Below are 16,065 nucleotides of genomic sequence, written 5' to 3'. Positions count from 1 at the left end.
ACCGTTGCCGGCGGTGTATCGCAGAGACGTCTTGAAACGCACCCCACAAAAGGCCGCGGATGTCTAAAAACGACATTGTTCTGAACCGCCTCGCAGACATCCACACCGCTGCGGCGCTGCTGACGCGGCTGCCGCTCCCGCATGCGCCGATGCGCGGCGCGGGCGCGGCCTGGGCCTATCCGTTGATCGGCGCGGCTCTTGGTCTCATGGCAGGTCTGGTGGGTCTGATCGCGCACGCCTGCGGGCTGCCGCCGGCGCTGGCTGCCCTCGCCGCCTTGGCTGCGCAAGTGATCCTGACGGGCGCCATGCATGAGGACGGTCTGGCCGATAGCGCGGATGGTCTTTGGGGCGGCTGGACGCGGGCACGGCGGCTGGAGATCATGAAAGACAGCAGCATCGGCGCCTACGGCGTGATCGCTCTGGTTTTGTCGCTGGCGGCGCGCTGGTCGGCGCTGTGGCTGATGTTTCAGATGGACGGCGGCTGGGCGCTGGCCGCATTGGTGACGGCTGGCGCGGTGTCGCGCGCGGCCATGCCTGCAATGATGTGGGCCCTGCCGCACGCGCGCGGTGCCGGGCTGTCGCACGGCACAGGTCGCCCGGATGGCCGCGCCTGCGCGATCGCCGCCGGTCTGGCCTTTGGAACGGGCCTCTTGCTCCTGGGATGGGCCGCAATTCCGGTGGTGATCTGGGCCGCCCTTGTCAGCACCCTTGCCTGCTTGATCGCCAGGGCCAAGATCGGCGGGCAGACCGGTGATACGCTGGGCGCGGCGCAACAGATGGCCGAAATCACCGTACTGCTGTCGATCCTCGCCTGAGGCTCCATGAAAAAGGGCTGCATCCCGGCAGGATGCAGCCCACAATCATCATTATCTACGCGCGTCTACGCAGCGGCGCGCGAGATCAGAACGTCGCCCACCTGGCGCGCTGCCTCGACCTCGTCATCGCCGCTCACGGCAGCGACTTCGCGGGTCAGACGCTCCAGCGCGGCCTCGTACAGCTGGCGCTCGGAATAGCTCTGCTCGCGCTGATCGTCGGTCCGGTGCAAATCACGCACGACCTCGGCGATGGCGATGAGGTCGCCCGAGTTGATCTTTTGCTCGTATTCCTGCGCGCGGCGCGACCACATGGCCTTCTTGGCCTTGGCCTTGCCCTTGAGCGTCGTCATTGCCTTCGACACGATGTCGGGCGACGACAGCGAACGCATGCCAATCTCGGTGGCCTTGTGCGTGGGCACGCGCAGGGTCATCTTGTCCTTCTCAAAGGAAATGACGAACAATTCCAACTCGATCCCGGCGATTTCCTGGCTTTCGATCGACACGATCTTGCCGACGCCGTGCGCGGGATAAACGACAAAATCATTGGGGCTGAACTCGGACTTTTTGGACTTGCTCATTCAGAACTTCCTTTCCAGGGTTACCCGAATGTCATCGGCAAAACGCATGTCCCCCGGCGAATGGCCGGTGCGGGCATGGCGCAATGTCTAGGCACAGAAAAATCCATACCCGAGCGTCAGCAGGGGAAATGGATATCGGGCGTGGCGTTACATCAACCCAATGCATAGCACGAATCGGCGCTCAAAGAAAGAGCGCCTGAAAAACGTGGTTCTATTGATGACGATGGATCAAACACCGGGGCAGAATTTTGATCGCGCGCGTATGAATGAGCGACCTCACCCGCCCTCGCCCGGAGCCTCGGAGAAGTATTTCTCCAGCTTGCCGCTCTCGCCGTCACGCTCGGCGGCGTCGGGCAGCGGATCCTTCTTGGTCACGATAACCGGCCACATCTCGGAGTATTTGCGGTTGAATTCGACCCATTTTTCCATGTCCGGCTCGGTGTCCGGGCGAATGGCATCGGCGGGGCATTCAGGCTCGCAAACGCCGCAGTCGATGCACTCATCAGGATGGATGACCAGCATGTTCTCACCCTCGTAAAAGCAATCTACGGGGCATACTTCGACGCAGTCGGTATATTTGCACGAAATGCAGGCATCGTTGACGATGTAGGTCATATCGGCCTCTCGAAACAGGATCGCCGGACAGTTAGTCCAAGCCCAAAGATCATTCAAGCGCCCCGGGACGATTGAGGTCCAGTTTGCGCCGGTCCTTCTTGGTCGGGCGTCCTTTTCCCTCGTAGCGGGGATTTGGTGAAACGGGTGTTTCGGATTTCACAGGCGGCGGCGTCAGATCGTCGTAGAGGGCCTGCGCCTCCGGAGCCGGGCCGCGCCGTGTGCCAAGGGCCAGTATCCGCACAACGCGTACGGTGTCCGCCTGGGAGAAGGTAAGAACGTCACCGGACCTGACTGCATGGGCCGCCTTGCCCGCGCGATTGCCATTCACGCGCACATGACCGGACTTCACGACACCTGCGGCCAATCCGCGCGTTTTGAAAAACCGCGCGTGCCAAAGCCACTTGTCGAGGCGGATCTTGCCCTGATCGGGTGCGTCCTCCGCCTCGGCAACTGCGCTCATTTATCCTTGTTGAAGCCCATGAGGGCCGCAGCGAAGGGATTATCGGGATCGATCTTGTCTTTCTTGGACGCCGGTTTGGCCTCAAAGCTTTTGCTGCCCGCGCCGCCGGGCTTGCCGCCCCGATCGCCGCCCTTGGGCTTGCCCTTGCCGCGTGGTTTGCCTCGGCCCTCTTGGGGCTTACCGCGACCGCCGCCCTCACGTGCACCGGCGGGCGGCCCGCTACGGCGGGGCCGGCTGGCCCATGTGAAGGTGTAGTAAACTTCCGGCTCGGCCGAGGGTGCGATGGGATCGGCGGGCGTGCCCGGCTCGACCTCGGTCTCGCTCATCTCGGGGATGTTGGCCGGCACCTCGGCGTCAGGCTCGGGCGTCTCGGCCACCGGAGCAAGCCCTTCGGCCTCGATCTGATCGACCATGTCCTCGACAGTCTCCGCTTCTGGCTCGACGCCCGGCGCCTCTTCCATGATCTGATCGACTGGCTTGATCTTGGCGCGCTCGCCGCGCTCGGCCTTGTAGCCCAACCCCTCCATCAAATCCGCGAACTGTTCCAGCGTCATGCCGGTGATCGACAGCATATCGGCCTTGGCCTCGAAACCACCGCGACTATCTTCGGCGCGCAGCATGTCGGCCAAACGCTCCAGCATGTCGATGCGGATGGCGCGGGCGCCCGCCGCGCGATATCCGGCCATCGTGTAATAGCCTTGCGGCATCTTGGCGGCCGGCACGGTGACCAGACCGGGGGGCGGCGCCTCGGGAAACTCGTCCATTCCATTTGCAAGACCCCAGAGAACCAGACGCAGGCGCGTCGGTGCCGGCTTCAGCAAAAGCGGCATGAAAATGGTAAATTGGCCAAAGCGGACGCCATGTTTGCGCAATGCGCCGCGCGATTCCTGCTCGAGCGCCTTGACCTCATCGGCCACGTCGCCGCGCGGGATGACGCCCATCGTCTCGACCATGCGAAAGCCAAAGCCGCGTGCCAGGCCCGTCAACGTCTCGTCCCGGCTGATGTTCAAAAGTGGCTCGAAGAGGGTCGCAACCTTGCGGTCGATAAAATGCTGCAAGCGGCGCTCGACCTTTTGCACCACGTCAGGGCCAGCTTCTTCGTCGACAAAGGCCTTTACGCCGGGCTTGAGCGGATCGGACCCAGAAACCAGCTTGCCCACTGCGTCCTTGCCCCACATGAGGCCGCCCTGCTCGGTAAAGTCGATCTCGGTATCGGGTGCGTTGTAGAAACGGTCAGCGCGCAGGTTAAAATGCGGCGCCAGTGCCGAAACGCTGGCCTGCGACAGCGTCTTGGCCTCTTGGCCCGACGCGGTCTTGTCCTGCACGAAGCGGAACCCATCCAGACGGCCGACGAATTCGCCCTCGACCGTCACTTCACCATTCTCATTCACCTCGGCCACTATGGCTTCCTTCTGCTTGAGCCGACGCAAGAGCACGGATGTGCGCCGATCCACAAATCTCTGCGTCAGCGCCCCATGCAGCGCGTCCGACAATCGGTCTTCTACAGCGCGCGTTGCCTCACGCCAATGCGTTTCGTCATCCACCCAGCCTTTTCGCTGGGCGACGTATGTCCATGTGCGGATATACGCCAGACGTTTCGACAACGTATCAATGTCGCCATCGGTTCGATCGATGCGCTTGATTTGTCGCGCAAGCCAATCGTCGGGGATACGGCCCCATTCGTGCAAGTCGCAAAAAATGGTTTCCAGCAGGCTGGCATGCTCGGCTTGGCTGATGCCGCGAAAATCGGGAATGCGGCAGACATCCCAGAGAAGCTTCACCGCCGCGCCGCCCGTGGCGCGTGCCCGCACGTTGGGAATCTCCGACAGTGTCCGCAGCGCAGTCAGATCGTCCGCCTCGCGGGCGCGCACCAAAATGTCATGATCGGGCTTTGCCTCGAGCGAGGTAATCAGCGCGCCGGTCGACCCCATCTGAAGCGCGGCGTTGCGCCACTCCAGCTTACGAATGGGGGCAAAGCGGTGCTCCATGATCGCCTCGGCCACGTCGGGTGTAAGCTCGGGCGCCTCGCCGGTCACGCCGAAGGTGCCATGGCTCATCCCCCGGCCGGCACGTCCGGCGATCTGGGCCAGCTCATTGGGCATCAACTGGCGCATCCGGCGCCCGTCGAACTTGGTCAGCGAGGAAAAAGCGACGTGGTCAATATCGAGATTGAGGCCCATCCCGATGGCATCGGTGGCGACAAGATAGTCCACATCGCCGTTTTGATACATCTCGACCTGAGCGTTACGGGTGCGAGGGCTGAGCGCGCCCATGACAACCGCTGCGCCGCCCTTCTGCCGCCGCAGCACCTCGGCAATTGCATATACATTATCTACCGAAAAACCGACAATCGCGCTACGCGCAGGCATCTTGCTTATCTTTTTCGAACCTGAATACATCAATTCAGACATTCGGGTGCGCGGCACGAATTCCACCTCGGGGATCAGTTGCGCGATCATGCTGCGCATCGTCCCGGCGCCCAGAAACTGGGTCTCGCGCAGTCCGCGCATCCGCAGAAGGCGGTCGGTAAAGACATGGCCGCGTTCGGGATCCGCGCAAAGCTGGATCTCGTCCACCGCGACGAAATCCGCGCCGATGCCCTCGGGCATCGCCTCGACCGTGCAGACCCAGTATTTGACGCGCGGCGGCACGATCCGCTCTTCGCCGGTGACCAGCGCCACCACGGACGGGCCACGGGCACGCACGATCTTGTCATAGACCTCGCGCGCCAAAAGGCGCAGCGGCAGGCCAATGACGCCCGTGGGATAGCCCAGCATCCGCTCGATCGCAAAATGCGTCTTGCCGGTATTGGTAGGGCCCAGAACCGCAAGGATCCGTGCATTATCGGCCATGGGCCTCGTCTCCGGTGGTTCAGGATTACGTCAGAGGGCAGAGCCTTGGGTGTCGGCGCTGATACGAGCCAGATTGGCCTCGGTGTCGTCGAAATGCGGGTGGATCTCGGCCACCCGCGCGTAGGCGTCCAGCGCGAGGGCGGGCTGCCCGATCTGCTCGAGCAGGGCGCCAAGGCTGTAGATCGCCGCGAAATTGCGCGGATCGAGCGCCAGCGCGCGCTCAAGATCGCCCATCGCGGCGCCCGGCATGCCGGCCCGCGCAAACGCAACCGAGCGTGCGTGCCAGCCTTCGGCAAATTCCGGCGCATGATCCGTCAGCGCGCTCAAAATCTCGATGGCGAGGCCCATATCGCCACCCGCAATCGCATCGCGCCCCCGTTTCAACAGCAAGTTCATCGCGGGAGAGCCGGATTTCGACAATTCCAGTCTAATCTCACGTCCAATGCGGCCCGCCTCGTCCGCAGGCGCGGTTCTCAGCGCCTCATACATCTGGTCGAGGCGAGATTCGTCCTGCGCCTGCCCCGCGGCAGGCAGCAGCAGCGCCAGACAAAGCGCAACGGCGGGATTGAGATTGATGCGAAGAGCGCCCATAACACTTCCAAGTTTAGCGCCGCAGCCGGGAAAGCAAACCCCCCGAACGCAATGCGGCGCCGCAAGGTTCATCAAATCGGCGGGAGCGGCAGATGAGCGACAGGATCAACGAGGCGGTCGAAGCCCTCAATCGGCGTCTGAAACCCGAGGGAATGGACGGGATGGCCAAATTTGTCGTCACCGGAGAAGGTATCATCGTGATCGACGCAAAGGGCGCGCGGCCCGGCAAAGATGCAGATGACGCTAACGTAACCCTGACAGCTACAGCGGATGTCTTTGAGGATATCGTGCGCGGCGATCTGGATCCGGCCAAGGCGTATCTGACCGGCAAGATGGGCCTCAAGGGCGATATCGGCGCCGCAATGAAACTGGGCCGCATCCTGGGCTGATGGACACAGCGCCTTTCTTTGCCGAGATCGCTGGCGGGCCGGATGGCGGCCACGCAGCCTGGGTTCGCGCGGACGATGGCGTGCGGCTGCGGATCGGTGCCTGGCCAGTTGCAGACGCGCGCGGCACGATCATCCTCTTTCCGGGCCGCACGGAATTTATTGAAAAATACGGGCGAGCTGCAGCTGATTTGGGCGCGCGGGGCTACGGGATGGCAACCATCGATTGGCGCGGTCAGGGCCTGTCAGACCGGCTGACGGGCGACGCGATGACCGGGGACGTCGGCGATTTTCAAGATTACCAAAAGGATGTCGCGGCGCTCATGCGCGCCGCCGGGGCGCTGGATCTGCCCCGGCCATGGCACCTTCTGGCGCACTCCATGGGCGGCGCCATTGGCCTGCGCGCGGCGGCGGACGGCCTGCCGGTGGCGAGCGCCGCGTTCTCGGCTCCGATGTGGGGTATCCGCATGCGTGCCGCCCTGCGACCGTTGGCCTGGTCACTGGGTTGGGGCAGCCAGCGTGTCGGGCTGGGCCATAAGTTCGCGCCCAGCACCGGCCCCAAAAGCTATATGCTAAGCGAGCCGTTCGAGAGCAACGACCTGACCCGCGACGCCGAGATGCACACCCATATGGTGGCTCAGCTGACCGACCATCCCGAACTGTCCTTGGGCGGCCCCAGCCTGCGCTGGCTCTTTGGCGCGTTACAGGAATGCCGGCGCCTTCATGCCCTGCCGTCACCCGATCTGCCTTGCCTGACCATCGTCGGGACCGACGAGCGCATCGTCGACGTGCCCCGCATCAAGGCGCGTATTGCCCGCTGGCCCGGCGCGCGGCTGGAGTGGCTGAACGGCGCGCGGCACGAGCCGATGATGGACCGCCCCGAAACCCGCCAGGCCGTCTGGGATATGCTGGAGCGGTTCTGGACCGCGCACAGCTAGGCGTCCTGGCGCACTTCCTGCCGCTGAGCGCCAAGGCCCGCAATCGCAAGGGTCATCACATCCCCTTCGCGCAGAAAACGGGGCGGTTTCATCCCCATGCCCACTCCCGGCGGCGTGCCCGTGGCAATGATGTCACCCGGATGGAGCGTCATCATCTGGCTGAGGTAGGAAACCACCTCGGCCACGCCGAAAATCATCGACGACGTGCTGCCCCGCTGCGCCGGTTCTCCGTTCAGATCCAGCACCATGTCCAGCGCCTGCACATCACCCAACTCGTCCGGCGTAACCAGCCAGGGTCCGATGGGGCCAAAGCTGTCACAGCTTTTGCCCTTGGTCCACTGTCCGCCCCGCTCGGTCTGAAACGCGCGTTCGGACACATCGTTGACGATGGTGTAGCCCGCCACATGCGCCAGCGCATCGGCCTCGCTCACGTATTTCGCCCGCTTGCCGATCACGACGCCCAGTTCGACCTCCCAATCGGATTTCACGGATCCTCGCGGCAGATAGACCGGATCGTTCGGCCCTGTGATCGATGACGTCGCCTTCATGAAGATAATCGGCTCTTTCGGCGGCTCCAGCCCCACTTCGGCGGCATGATCGTAATAATTCAGCCCGATCCCGATCAGCTTGCCCACACGGCCCACGGGCGGGCCGAGACGCGGCGCGCCCGGCACTTCGGGTAATGCGTTGACGTCAACATCTGGCAGCGCCGCCAGTATATCGCCCGCAATATCCTCGATCACGTCCGATAGATCGCGCAGAGCGCCCGATGCGTCCAGAACGCCGGGCTTTTCGTGCCCAAGCTCGCCATATCGCACAAATTTCATGTCACCGCCCTTTCTGCTGACCTCATCCGCAGACTAGCCACGGCGCGTTTGCACGCAAGAGGGTGGCAAACCGCGGGGCCCAACCTATTCTTCCCCAAATGGTGCTCAGCTTCAGACCAGAGGGTATTTATTGCCCCGCGGGCGATTTTTACATCGACCCATGGCGCCCGGTGGACCGTGCGCTTATTACGCATGGCCATGCGGACCACGCGCGACCGGGCCATCGGCGCTACCTGGCCACCGATATTGCCGGGCCGGTGATGCGTCACCGCTTGGGCAACATTGACCTCGATTCGATAAAATATAGTGAAGTCAGAACCATCGGGGGCGCAAACGTGTCCTTTCATCCCGCGGGGCACATCCCCGGATCGGCCCAGGTCCGCGTCGAAGTGGGCGGCGAGGTGTGGGTGGTCTCTGGCGACTACAAGACCACGCCCGATGCGCTCTCGACCCCGTTCGAGACGGTAAAATGCCACAGCTTCATTACCGAATGCACCTTTGGATTGCCGGTTTTCGAGTGGCCGTCCGAGGCCGAGGCCGCGCGCCAGATAAACGAGTGGTGGGCCGGCAATGCGGCGGATGGCAAGTTCAGCCTGCTGGGCGCCTATTCACTGGGCAAGGCGCAGCGCGTGATGAGTCTGCTGGACCCCGAAATTGCGCCGATCCTGACCCATGGCGCAGTCGAGAACACCGACGCGATCCTGCGCGAGCAGGGCTTTGATCTGCCCGCCACCACGTATGTCACGCCAGACCTCGCCCCCAAGGATTATCCCGGCGCCATGATCATCGCCCCCCCCGGCGCATTGGGCAGCGATTGGGCGCGGCGGTTTCGCCCCGGCGCCACCGGCTTTGCCAGCGGCTGGATGCGGATGCGCGGCGTGCGGCGGCGTCGCAGCGTGGATCGCGGCTTTGTCGTGTCGGATCACGCGGATTGGACCGGGCTGAATGAAGCGATCAAGGCAACTGGCGCAGAAAACATATATGCCACGCATGGTTATACCGATATCTTCGCGCGGTGGTTGAAGTCGGAAGGCTATAATGCCGAAGCGCTCAAAACCGAGTTCACCGGCGAGGCAATCGATGCGGAGGAGCCGGAATGAAACGCTTTACCGCGCTCTATGCGACCATCGACCAGACAACCAAGACCAATACCAAGGTCGCTGCCCTCGCCGCCTATTTCGAAGCCGCCCCCGAGGAGGACCGTCTTTGGACCATTGCACTCTTTTCGGGGCGCCGCCCACGCCGCGCGATCACCACGACCAAGCTGCGCGAATGGGCGGCGGAGCGGGCCAATGTTCCCTTGTGGTTATTCGAGGAGGCGTATCCGATCGTCGGCGACCTGGCCGAGACAATCGCGCTGGTCCTTCCCCCGCCCAGCCGTGAACAAGACCGCAGCCTGACTGAGTGGATCGCCTTTCTGCGCAGCCTTGATGGCGCCAACGACGAAGCGCGCAAATCGGCCATTCTGGACGCATGGGATCAACTGGACACCGCCGAACGACTGGTTTTCAACAAGCTGCTAACGGGGGGCTTTCGCGTCGGGATCAGCCGCAAGCTGATGACCCGCGCGCTCAGCGCCGCCACCGGGCATGACGAAGCGGAACTGGCGCACCGTCTGATGGGCGACTGGACGCCTGACAGCACTGACTATCGCACCCTGATCGAGGCGCCCGATCCCGAGGCGGCACAATCGCGGCCCTATCCCTTCTGCCTTGCCTACGGGCTGGAGGAGGCGCCCGAGACGCTGGGCGACCCGCGAAACTGGCTGGCGGAATGGAAATGGGACGGCATCCGAGGCCAGCTCATTGCGCGCAAGGGCGCGCACTTTGTCTGGTCGCGCGGTGAGGAGTTGATGACTGACCGCTTTCCCGAATTCGCCCGTGCCGCGGATTTTCTGCCCGATGGCACCGTTCTCGATGGAGAAATCGTGGCCTGGGAGGGCGCCGCGCCGCTACCCTTTAACGATCTGCAAAAGCGGATCGGCCGCAAGACGGTGCCGAAGGCGCTGCTAAAAAGCGCTCCGGTGATCCTCTTGGCCTATGACATGCTCGAGGAGGGTGGCCGCGATCTGCGCGCCTTGCCATTTGCCGAACGGCGCGCGCGATTGGATGCGCTCCTCAGCGAACTGCCGGTTGATGCGCCCGTCCACGCCTCAAAGCTGATCGACTACGACAGCTGGGATGCCTTGGCCGAGATCCGCAGCACCGCACGCGAGAACCGCGCCGAGGGCTTGATGCTTAAATCTGCCACCAGCCCCTATCACGCGGGGCGTAAGCGCGGCGATTGGTGGAAATGGAAGCTGGACCCGCTGACCATAGATGCTGTGATGATCTATGCGCAGCAGGGATCCGGACGCCGCGCGAACCTCTTTACAGACTTCACCTTTGCCGTCTGGAATGGCAATGACCTCGTCCCGTTCACCAAGGCTTATTCCGGTCTCACGGATACCGAATTCCGCAAGATAACAGCCTGGGTGCGCAAAAATACCAAAGAGCGTTTCGGCCCCGTGCGCAGCGTCACGCCAGAGCATGTGTTCGAAATCGCCTTCGAAGGGATCGCGCCCTCGCCGCGCCATAAATCCGGCGTGGCACTGCGATTCCCCCGCATGAAACGCTGGCGGCATGACAAGCCGCTGCAAGAGGCCAACACCCTCGACGATCTGCACGAGATGCTGCGGCAATACGGCTGAAATTCGCACCGCCCTTGAGGCTGCGGCGCGGCCCGCCTATGTCTGGTGCAGCAAAATTCAGGAGCCGCAATGATGATCCGTGTCCGCCAGCCCGCCCACGATGCCAATGCAAATGCAAAGGGAAAGGATCTGGGCGACCTGCCGGAATGGGATCTGAGCGACCTTTACAGCGCCCCCGATGCACCCGAGCTCAAGCGCGATATGGACTGGCTGGAGCGTGAATGCGCCGCCTTTGCCGCCGATTACGAGGGCAAGCTGGCAGATCTGGACGCCGAAGGGCTGCTGAAATGCATCCACCGGGACGAGGCGATCAGCAACATTGCGGGGCGCATCATGTCCTATGCGGGCCTGCGCTATTACCAGCTGACCACCGATGCCGCCCGCACCAAGTTTCTGTCGGATGCGCAGGAAAAGATCACCACCTACACCACGCCGCTGGTCTTTTTCACGCTCGAGCTGAACAAGCTTGACGAGGATCATTTGGCGGGCCTTCTGGCCGAAAACGCGGAACTTGCCCGCTACAAACCCGTTTTGGACCGCATCCGCGCGATGAAGCCTTACCAGCTCTCTGATGAGATGGAGAAGTTCCTGCACGATATGGGCGTGGTCGGAGATGCCTGGGAGCGGCTTTTCGACGAGACAATCGCGGGGCTCACCTTCGAGGTGGACGGCGAAGAGTTGGGGATTGAAGGTACACTGAATCTTCTGACCGAGCAGGACCGCGACAAGCGTGAGGCGGCCAGCCGCGAATTGGCCCGCGTCTTTGGCGAGAATATCCGCACGTTTTCCCGCGTGCACAACACCTCGGCCAAGGAAAAAGAGGTAATGGACCGCTGGCGCGGCATGCCGACCGCGCAGACGGGCCGCCACCTGAGCAATGATGTCGAGCCCGAGGTCGTCGAAGCGCTGCGCGACGCCGTCGTCGCCGCCTACCCCAAGCTAAGCCACCGCTATTACGAGCTGAAGCGCAAATGGCTGGGCCTCGACCGCATGCAGGTCTGGGACCGCAACGCCCCCCTGCCGATGGAGACGACCAAGATCGTCGGCTGGAGCGATGCGCGCGACACGGTGATGACTGCCTATGCCGAGTTCGATCCGCGCATGGGCGATCTGGCGCAGCCCTTTTTCGACAAGGGCTGGATCGACGCAGGCGTGAAGCAGGGCAAGGCGCCGGGCGCCTTTGCACATCCGACCGTGACGAACGTGCACCCCTACGTCATGCTGAACTATCTCGGCAAGCCGCGCGATGTCATGACGCTCGCGCATGAACTGGGGCACGGCGTCCATCAGGTGCTGGCCGCCGAGCAAGGCGAACTTCTGTCGTCCACCCCCCTCACGCTGGCCGAAACCGCAAGCGTTTTCGGCGAGATGCTGACCTTCCGCCGGATGCTGGCGGGCGCCAAGGATAAGGCCGAGCGCAAGGTCATGCTGGCTGGCAAGGTCGAGGACATGATCAACACGGTTGTGCGGCAGATCGCCTTTTACGATTTCGAATGCAAGCTGCACGCCGCACGCCGCGAAGGCGAGCTGACGCCGGAGGATATCAACGCACTCTGGATGTCAGTACAGGCCGAGAGCCTTGGACCGGCATTTGATTTCATGGACGGGTACGAGACGTTCTGGTGTTACGTGCCCCACTTCGTGCATTCGCCGTTTTACGTCTATGCCTATGCCTTCGGCGACGGATTGGTGAATGCTCTTTATGCCGTTTACGAGGAAAACCCCGAGGGCTTTCAGGACAAGTATTTCGACATGCTGAAGGCCGGCGGATCCAAGCACCATTCAGACCTGCTCAAGCCCTTCGGTCTTGATGCCAGTGATCCCAAGTTCTGGGACAAGGGTCTCGACATGATCTCGGGCATGATCGACGAGTTGGAGGCGATGGAGGATTGATCCGGCCGTCACCGCAAAACGCAGAACGGGGCGCGGAAACGCCCCGTTTTTTCGTCTGGATGGAAATTCAGATGTCGGTAATCTGACCTGCGGCCAATACCGCACCCGTGGGCTGCCCCGTGGGCGAGCCGCCGATAGGCTCGTCGCTGATGGCCAGCGTCAGGCCCAGTGCCGCGACACCTTCGGGCAGCAAGAGCGCTGCGCGGCCATTCTCGGGCAGCACACCAAGACTGATCGGCGCGGCGCCCTCGGGGATGGCCCACAGCTCCAGCGTGCGGCCCGGCAGGGCGGCACCGGCGGTGCGCGTCACCTGCAGCTGGCCGGCATCCTCGTCATAGACTGCCAGCACGCGCAGCGACTGGTCCTGCGCCATGACTTCGGACACGTAGATCGGGCCGTTCTGCGGCTGAATCATCTGCGGCCCCTGCATGACCTGGAAGGCCAGAACGCCCACCATCGCCACCGAAACGGCGCTCACGCCCTGCCAGAGGCCAATGCGCTGCAACCAGGATGCGCCCTCGGGCGCGCCGAATAAACGCTGCTCAAGCGCCCTCTTGACCCGGCGATGCGGCGCGGACTCGGCCACTTCACTGTCCATCCCGGAAAACCGGGTAGTCCATTCGGCGACGTCGCGCAGCAGGCTACGGTCGGATTGCAGACGACGCTCGAAGGCGCGCTCTTCATCCGGCATCAAGAGGCGCAGAACGTATTCCGCGGCCAGAAGGCCATCTTCGCCACGGTCGGCTGTTGCTGAGGTGCTCATTTCGACATGCACTCCTTGAGGCTTATAAGGCTACGGCGTAGCCAGGTGCGCACCGTGTTCAGTGGCACATTCAATGTTTCGGCCAGCTCGGCATAGCTGCGCCCTTCCAGGTAGGCGCCGCGCACCGCACGGTCACGCGGGTCATCAAGCTCGGCCAAACAGACGGCGATGCGGGTCGCCTCGCCGCCCGCGATAACGGCCTGCTCGGGCGTCAGTCCCGGCGCGGCCAGCGTGTCATGCATCCCCGAGATATCTTCCGCCTGGCGCGTCGCGCGCAGCTTGTCGATGGCGGTGTTGCGCGCGATCGTGATCAGCCACGTCATTGGGCTGATCCCGCCGCTTTGGTATTTCGACGCATAGCGCCAGACCTTCATATACGTCTCTTGCAGGGCATCTTCGGCGGCGGCCCTGTTCTTGAGGACACGCAGGCAGACCCCGAAAAGTTTCGACGAGGTGCTGTCATAAAGCTGGGAAAAAGCACGGCGGTCAGCCAGTGAGATGCGCGCGATCATCTCGTCTATCTCCTGCGTTCCCAATTGCGGCGCACGTGCGCGCGGCTTGGCCTTGCGCGCAAAGCGGCGCGTGCGGGTGGACCATTCGTCGCCGGTGTCGAAATTGGACGTCGCTGTCATCTTTGCAGTTCCCATCGCTGTAGGTTGCAGAAAATCTTGGTTTGAAAATCATTAACAATCACGGATTTAGACATTTGATGGGCAAAAAAGATCTTTTTCGTGAAACTTCCCGGGCAAACGGCCCGTCAGTCCAATCAGGGGCTACGAAACGACGAGGAAGTAAAAATGTTCAAGCTGCTCAAGACCAAGATGACCACCTGGAACGCGCATGGTCGCACCGACGCGTCCGCCGAGACGCGCCACATAGTGACACGAAGCGAGATCGCCGCGCTCTTCGCCGCCGAACTGGCCAGCAGCGCGCGCCGCGCCTGAAGCCGCATCTCAGCCATGCATGCATCTCATTCGAAAGGTCGATACACGGTGCTTCTGATCCAAGCGCGCGAAAATTGCCTCCACGCCTGTCAGGCAACAGTCCGGTTCCAGTCACTCCACGCTGCATGACTTGGTCTGCACCATCGGCCATATCCTGCCGGGCGTCGCATTTTAGGCGGTATTCTGTCGGCGCCGCTTGCTCTGACGCGCAGGGCCTCTATCTTAGTACTAAGCGCACTGAGGCCAATACGTGGGGGAGTCATCATGCCGCATGCCCAACACCGATACGCAAGACACGCCGCCTTTGGTTTCGGCATGGCAGGTGCGTTGGTGGGCCTTCTTTTTTGGCTGGATACAGGGCAACTCCGGCAGATCGTCGCGTTTTCCGGCAACGAGTGGATCGCGGCGGCGGTCATGTGGCTCGGCATCGGATCGGTGTTCGCAGGTCTGAAATGCGTCTTGGCCCGCATCGACAGCGATGACGATGATGACGAAGGCCCGCGCGGCGGCGGCGGACATCGCGGGCCGCAAGGCGGCCAGATGATCCCGATCCGCGTCGAGGCACGCTGGCGCGAACGCCGCTGACATTTTCGATGATTGCGCGCAAAGTGGCGGGCCCGCACGCAGCCGTTTGGTTCCTCATTCCCGAGAGCCTGCATGTACAGGTGGGCGCCGGGTAACCTGACCAGGGCCAGGACAGAGCCAGCTCCCTCGGAAGTGATTAAGGCCACTGGAATGAAACCGATCACGAGAAGGGCAGAACCCGCCACCGCTTGAGATAGGCGCGCGTGGACGGTTCGGCAAGGGGTTGCGCGTGTTCATTCTTTGTTCATAATTGCCGCATGAACGACCAATCGCCTCTTTCCCTGCAGCCAGGCCAGATTCTGGCGCGCGGTGTGTGCCGCTTCTTGGCCGAAATGAATTTCGCCGCGCTTGAGGAATATGTGCCCGAGCGGGGCCGCCGCGTCGATGTGATGGCGATGGGCCCCAAGGGCGAGTTGTGGGTGATCGAATGCAAATCGAGCCGCGCAGATTTCATGGCCGACGCCAAATGGCAGGGATATCTGGACTGGGCCGACCGGTTCTTTTGGGCTGTAGATGCGAATTTTCCGGCCGACATCCTGCCCGAAGGCACGGGCCTGATCATGGCCGATGGCTATGGCGCCGAAATCATCCGCATGGGCCCGGAAACGAAGCTGGCCGGCGCGCGGCGCAGCGCGGTTACGCGCAAATTCGCCCGCGATGCCGCACGCAGGCTGCAACGGTGGCGCGACCCGCAGGTTTGATGGCTGTCAGGAGGCAGCGGCGCCCTTTGCGGCGGCCATGATCTCCGAGGCGATCTCTTCGGCTTCTTCGGGCGTGAAATCCATCGGAATTTCGACGCCCTGCGATTCGACGTAAATTCGCACCATACCCTGATCGGTCGGCCCGATCTGCAGGTTTGCCTCGACGTCCCGTTCGCTGTTGATGCCCATGATACGGCTCCTTGATCCTCGCCGCCGGGATAGCCCGGCGCGCCCTGCTTGGCAAGGCGGATCCCGAAAAGCCAAAGTGCCGGACTGGTGCGAAAGGGGCCGTGCCAAGACGCGGTTTTGGGTTGCAATCGCGCTGCGCCGGGGCTAAATCGCCTCCAGTGCCGCCTTAGCTCAGTTGGTTAGAGCGCTTGATTGTGGATCAAGAGGTCCCCCGTTCGAGCCGGGGAGGTGGTACCACC

At 62.7% G+C, this 16,065-nt stretch carries 18 protein-coding genes and 1 tRNA gene; 10 read left to right on the top strand and 9 right to left on the bottom strand.

Going from position 1 to position 16,065, the window contains the following annotated elements:
- Positions 1-59 precede the first annotated feature (59 nt).
- Positions 60-815 (top strand): adenosylcobinamide-GDP ribazoletransferase, encoded by a 756-nt coding sequence (locus BW975_RS13700; protein WP_076534898.1) that lies wholly within the window; start codon positions 60-62, stop codon positions 813-815.
- A gap of 65 nt (positions 816-880) precedes the next feature.
- Here BW975_RS13700 and BW975_RS13695 read toward each other — a convergent pair whose 3' ends face one another.
- The 5 genes from BW975_RS13695 to BW975_RS13675 form a co-directional block, all read right to left on the bottom strand.
- The gene (locus BW975_RS13695) at positions 881-1,393 is read right to left on the bottom strand and encodes a CarD family transcriptional regulator (RefSeq protein WP_076534897.1); all 513 of its coding nucleotides are present in this window, start codon (positions 1,391-1,393) and stop codon (positions 881-883) included.
- A 276-nt stretch (positions 1,394-1,669) separates the two neighbouring features.
- Positions 1,670-2,008 (bottom strand): ferredoxin FdxA, encoded by a 339-nt coding sequence (fdxA, locus tag BW975_RS13690; protein WP_076534896.1) that lies wholly within the window; start codon positions 2,006-2,008, stop codon positions 1,670-1,672.
- A 49-nt stretch (positions 2,009-2,057) separates the two neighbouring features.
- Positions 2,058-2,468, bottom strand: a complete 411-nt coding sequence (locus BW975_RS13685) for an RNA-binding S4 domain-containing protein (RefSeq protein WP_076534895.1) — start codon at positions 2,466-2,468, stop codon at positions 2,058-2,060.
- A complete protein-coding gene (locus tag BW975_RS13680) occupies positions 2,465-5,320 on the bottom strand; it encodes a helicase-related protein (RefSeq protein WP_076534894.1) in 2,856 nt (951 codons plus the stop codon). The genes BW975_RS13685 and BW975_RS13680 overlap by 4 nt, the downstream gene beginning before the upstream one ends.
- 30 nt (positions 5,321-5,350) lie before the next feature.
- On the bottom strand, positions 5,351-5,911 hold the full coding sequence (locus tag BW975_RS13675) for a tetratricopeptide repeat protein (RefSeq protein ID WP_076534893.1): 561 nt from the start codon (positions 5,909-5,911) through the stop codon (positions 5,351-5,353).
- A gap of 92 nt (positions 5,912-6,003) precedes the next feature.
- Here BW975_RS13675 and BW975_RS13670 point away from each other — a divergent pair, with 92 nt between their 5' ends.
- Positions 6,004-6,300, top strand: coding sequence for an SCP2 sterol-binding domain-containing protein (locus BW975_RS13670; RefSeq protein ID WP_076534892.1), 297 nt, complete (start codon positions 6,004-6,006; stop codon positions 6,298-6,300).
- Complete coding sequence (locus BW975_RS13665) at positions 6,300-7,235, top strand: alpha/beta fold hydrolase (RefSeq protein WP_076534891.1); 936 nt, start codon at positions 6,300-6,302, stop codon at positions 7,233-7,235. The genes BW975_RS13670 and BW975_RS13665 overlap by 1 nt, the downstream gene beginning before the upstream one ends.
- Here BW975_RS13665 and BW975_RS13660 read toward each other — a convergent pair.
- Positions 7,232-8,062, bottom strand: coding sequence for a fumarylacetoacetate hydrolase family protein (locus tag BW975_RS13660; RefSeq protein WP_076534890.1), 831 nt, complete (start codon positions 8,060-8,062; stop codon positions 7,232-7,234). The genes BW975_RS13665 and BW975_RS13660 overlap by 4 nt on opposite strands.
- Positions 8,063-8,160: 98 nt before the next feature.
- Between BW975_RS13660 and BW975_RS13655 the strand changes: the two genes are divergently transcribed.
- From BW975_RS13655 to BW975_RS13645, 3 genes are all read left to right on the top strand, one after another.
- Positions 8,161-9,162 carry a ligase-associated DNA damage response exonuclease gene (locus tag BW975_RS13655; RefSeq protein WP_076534889.1) on the top strand — a complete coding sequence of 334 codons (1,002 nt, stop codon included), beginning with the start codon at positions 8,161-8,163 and terminating at the stop codon, positions 9,160-9,162.
- Complete coding sequence (locus tag BW975_RS13650) at positions 9,159-10,751, top strand: ATP-dependent DNA ligase (protein WP_076534888.1); 1,593 nt, start codon at positions 9,159-9,161, stop codon at positions 10,749-10,751. The genes BW975_RS13655 and BW975_RS13650 overlap by 4 nt, the downstream gene beginning before the upstream one ends.
- 72 nt (positions 10,752-10,823) lie before the next feature.
- Positions 10,824-12,644, top strand: a complete 1,821-nt coding sequence (locus BW975_RS13645; RefSeq protein ID WP_076535241.1) for a M3 family oligoendopeptidase — start codon at positions 10,824-10,826, stop codon at positions 12,642-12,644.
- Positions 12,645-12,711: 67 nt separating this feature from the next.
- Here BW975_RS13645 and BW975_RS13640 read toward each other — a convergent pair whose 3' ends face one another.
- Both BW975_RS13640 and BW975_RS13635 read right to left on the bottom strand, forming a co-directional pair.
- Entirely contained in the window at positions 12,712-13,407 is a 696-nt protein-coding gene (locus BW975_RS13640; protein WP_076534887.1) for an anti-sigma factor, read from the bottom strand.
- Positions 13,404-14,039 (bottom strand): sigma-70 family RNA polymerase sigma factor, encoded by a 636-nt coding sequence (locus tag BW975_RS13635; RefSeq protein WP_083687147.1) that lies wholly within the window; start codon positions 14,037-14,039, stop codon positions 13,404-13,406. Before BW975_RS13635 ends, BW975_RS13640 begins: the two co-directional genes overlap by 4 nt.
- A gap of 99 nt (positions 14,040-14,138) precedes the next feature.
- Between BW975_RS13635 and BW975_RS17955 the strand changes: the two genes are divergently transcribed.
- From BW975_RS17955 to BW975_RS13625, 3 genes are all read left to right on the top strand, one after another.
- Positions 14,139-14,351 carry a hypothetical protein gene (locus tag BW975_RS17955; RefSeq protein WP_139194246.1) on the top strand — a complete coding sequence of 71 codons (213 nt, stop codon included), beginning with the start codon at positions 14,139-14,141 and terminating at the stop codon, positions 14,349-14,351.
- A 264-nt stretch (positions 14,352-14,615) separates the two neighbouring features.
- A complete protein-coding gene (locus BW975_RS13630; RefSeq protein WP_076534886.1) occupies positions 14,616-14,936 on the top strand; it encodes a hypothetical protein in 321 nt (106 codons plus the stop codon).
- A gap of 257 nt (positions 14,937-15,193) precedes the next feature.
- The gene (locus tag BW975_RS13625) at positions 15,194-15,637 is read left to right on the top strand and encodes an MmcB family DNA repair protein (RefSeq protein WP_076534885.1); all 444 of its coding nucleotides are present in this window, start codon (positions 15,194-15,196) and stop codon (positions 15,635-15,637) included.
- Positions 15,638-15,643: 6 nt separating this feature from the next.
- Here BW975_RS13625 and BW975_RS13620 read toward each other — a convergent pair whose 3' ends face one another.
- Positions 15,644-15,826 carry a DUF6324 family protein gene (locus tag BW975_RS13620; RefSeq protein WP_076534884.1) on the bottom strand — a complete coding sequence of 61 codons (183 nt, stop codon included), beginning with the start codon at positions 15,824-15,826 and terminating at the stop codon, positions 15,644-15,646.
- A gap of 160 nt (positions 15,827-15,986) precedes the next feature.
- Between BW975_RS13620 and BW975_RS13615 the strand changes: the two genes are divergently transcribed.
- Positions 15,987-16,063, top strand: a tRNA-His gene (locus BW975_RS13615).
- Positions 16,064-16,065: the final 2 nt, after the last annotated feature.

Source organism: Roseovarius nanhaiticus, from assembly GCF_900156535.1.
GTDB lineage: Bacteria > Pseudomonadota > Alphaproteobacteria > Rhodobacterales > Rhodobacteraceae > Roseovarius > Roseovarius nanhaiticus.
The sequence above is the reverse complement of the archived record's forward strand: the minus strand, read 5'-3'. Positions and strand labels throughout refer to the sequence as shown.

Coding starts and splice junctions, on each gene's coding strand:
- BW975_RS13655 (WP_076534889.1), top strand. CDS start 8,161: ATGGTGCTCAGCTTCAGACCAGAGGGTATTTATTGCCCCGCGGGCGAT.
- BW975_RS13630 (WP_076534886.1), top strand. CDS start 14,616: ATGCCGCATGCCCAACACCGATACGCAAGACACGCCGCCTTTGGTTTC.
- BW975_RS13620 (WP_076534884.1), bottom strand. CDS start 15,826: ATGGGCATCAACAGCGAACGGGACGTCGAGGCAAACCTGCAGATCGGG.
- BW975_RS13635 (WP_083687147.1), bottom strand. CDS start 14,039: ATGACAGCGACGTCCAATTTCGACACCGGCGACGAATGGTCCACCCGC.
- BW975_RS13680 (WP_076534894.1), bottom strand. CDS start 5,320: ATGGCCGATAATGCACGGATCCTTGCGGTTCTGGGCCCTACCAATACC.
- BW975_RS13700 (WP_076534898.1), top strand. CDS start 60: ATGTCTAAAAACGACATTGTTCTGAACCGCCTCGCAGACATCCACACC.
- BW975_RS13665 (WP_076534891.1), top strand. CDS start 6,300: ATGGACACAGCGCCTTTCTTTGCCGAGATCGCTGGCGGGCCGGATGGC.
- BW975_RS13675 (WP_076534893.1), bottom strand. CDS start 5,911: ATGGGCGCTCTTCGCATCAATCTCAATCCCGCCGTTGCGCTTTGTCTG.
- BW975_RS13685 (WP_076534895.1), bottom strand. CDS start 2,468: ATGAGCGCAGTTGCCGAGGCGGAGGACGCACCCGATCAGGGCAAGATC.
- fdxA (WP_076534896.1), bottom strand. CDS start 2,008: ATGACCTACATCGTCAACGATGCCTGCATTTCGTGCAAATATACCGAC.
- BW975_RS13670 (WP_076534892.1), top strand. CDS start 6,004: ATGAGCGACAGGATCAACGAGGCGGTCGAAGCCCTCAATCGGCGTCTG.
- BW975_RS13695 (WP_076534897.1), bottom strand. CDS start 1,393: ATGAGCAAGTCCAAAAAGTCCGAGTTCAGCCCCAATGATTTTGTCGTT.
- BW975_RS13650 (WP_076534888.1), top strand. CDS start 9,159: ATGAAACGCTTTACCGCGCTCTATGCGACCATCGACCAGACAACCAAG.
- BW975_RS13625 (WP_076534885.1), top strand. CDS start 15,194: ATGAACGACCAATCGCCTCTTTCCCTGCAGCCAGGCCAGATTCTGGCG.
- BW975_RS13640 (WP_076534887.1), bottom strand. CDS start 13,407: ATGAGCACCTCAGCAACAGCCGACCGTGGCGAAGATGGCCTTCTGGCC.
- BW975_RS13660 (WP_076534890.1), bottom strand. CDS start 8,062: ATGAAATTTGTGCGATATGGCGAGCTTGGGCACGAAAAGCCCGGCGTT.
- BW975_RS13645 (WP_076535241.1), top strand. CDS start 10,824: ATGATCCGTGTCCGCCAGCCCGCCCACGATGCCAATGCAAATGCAAAG.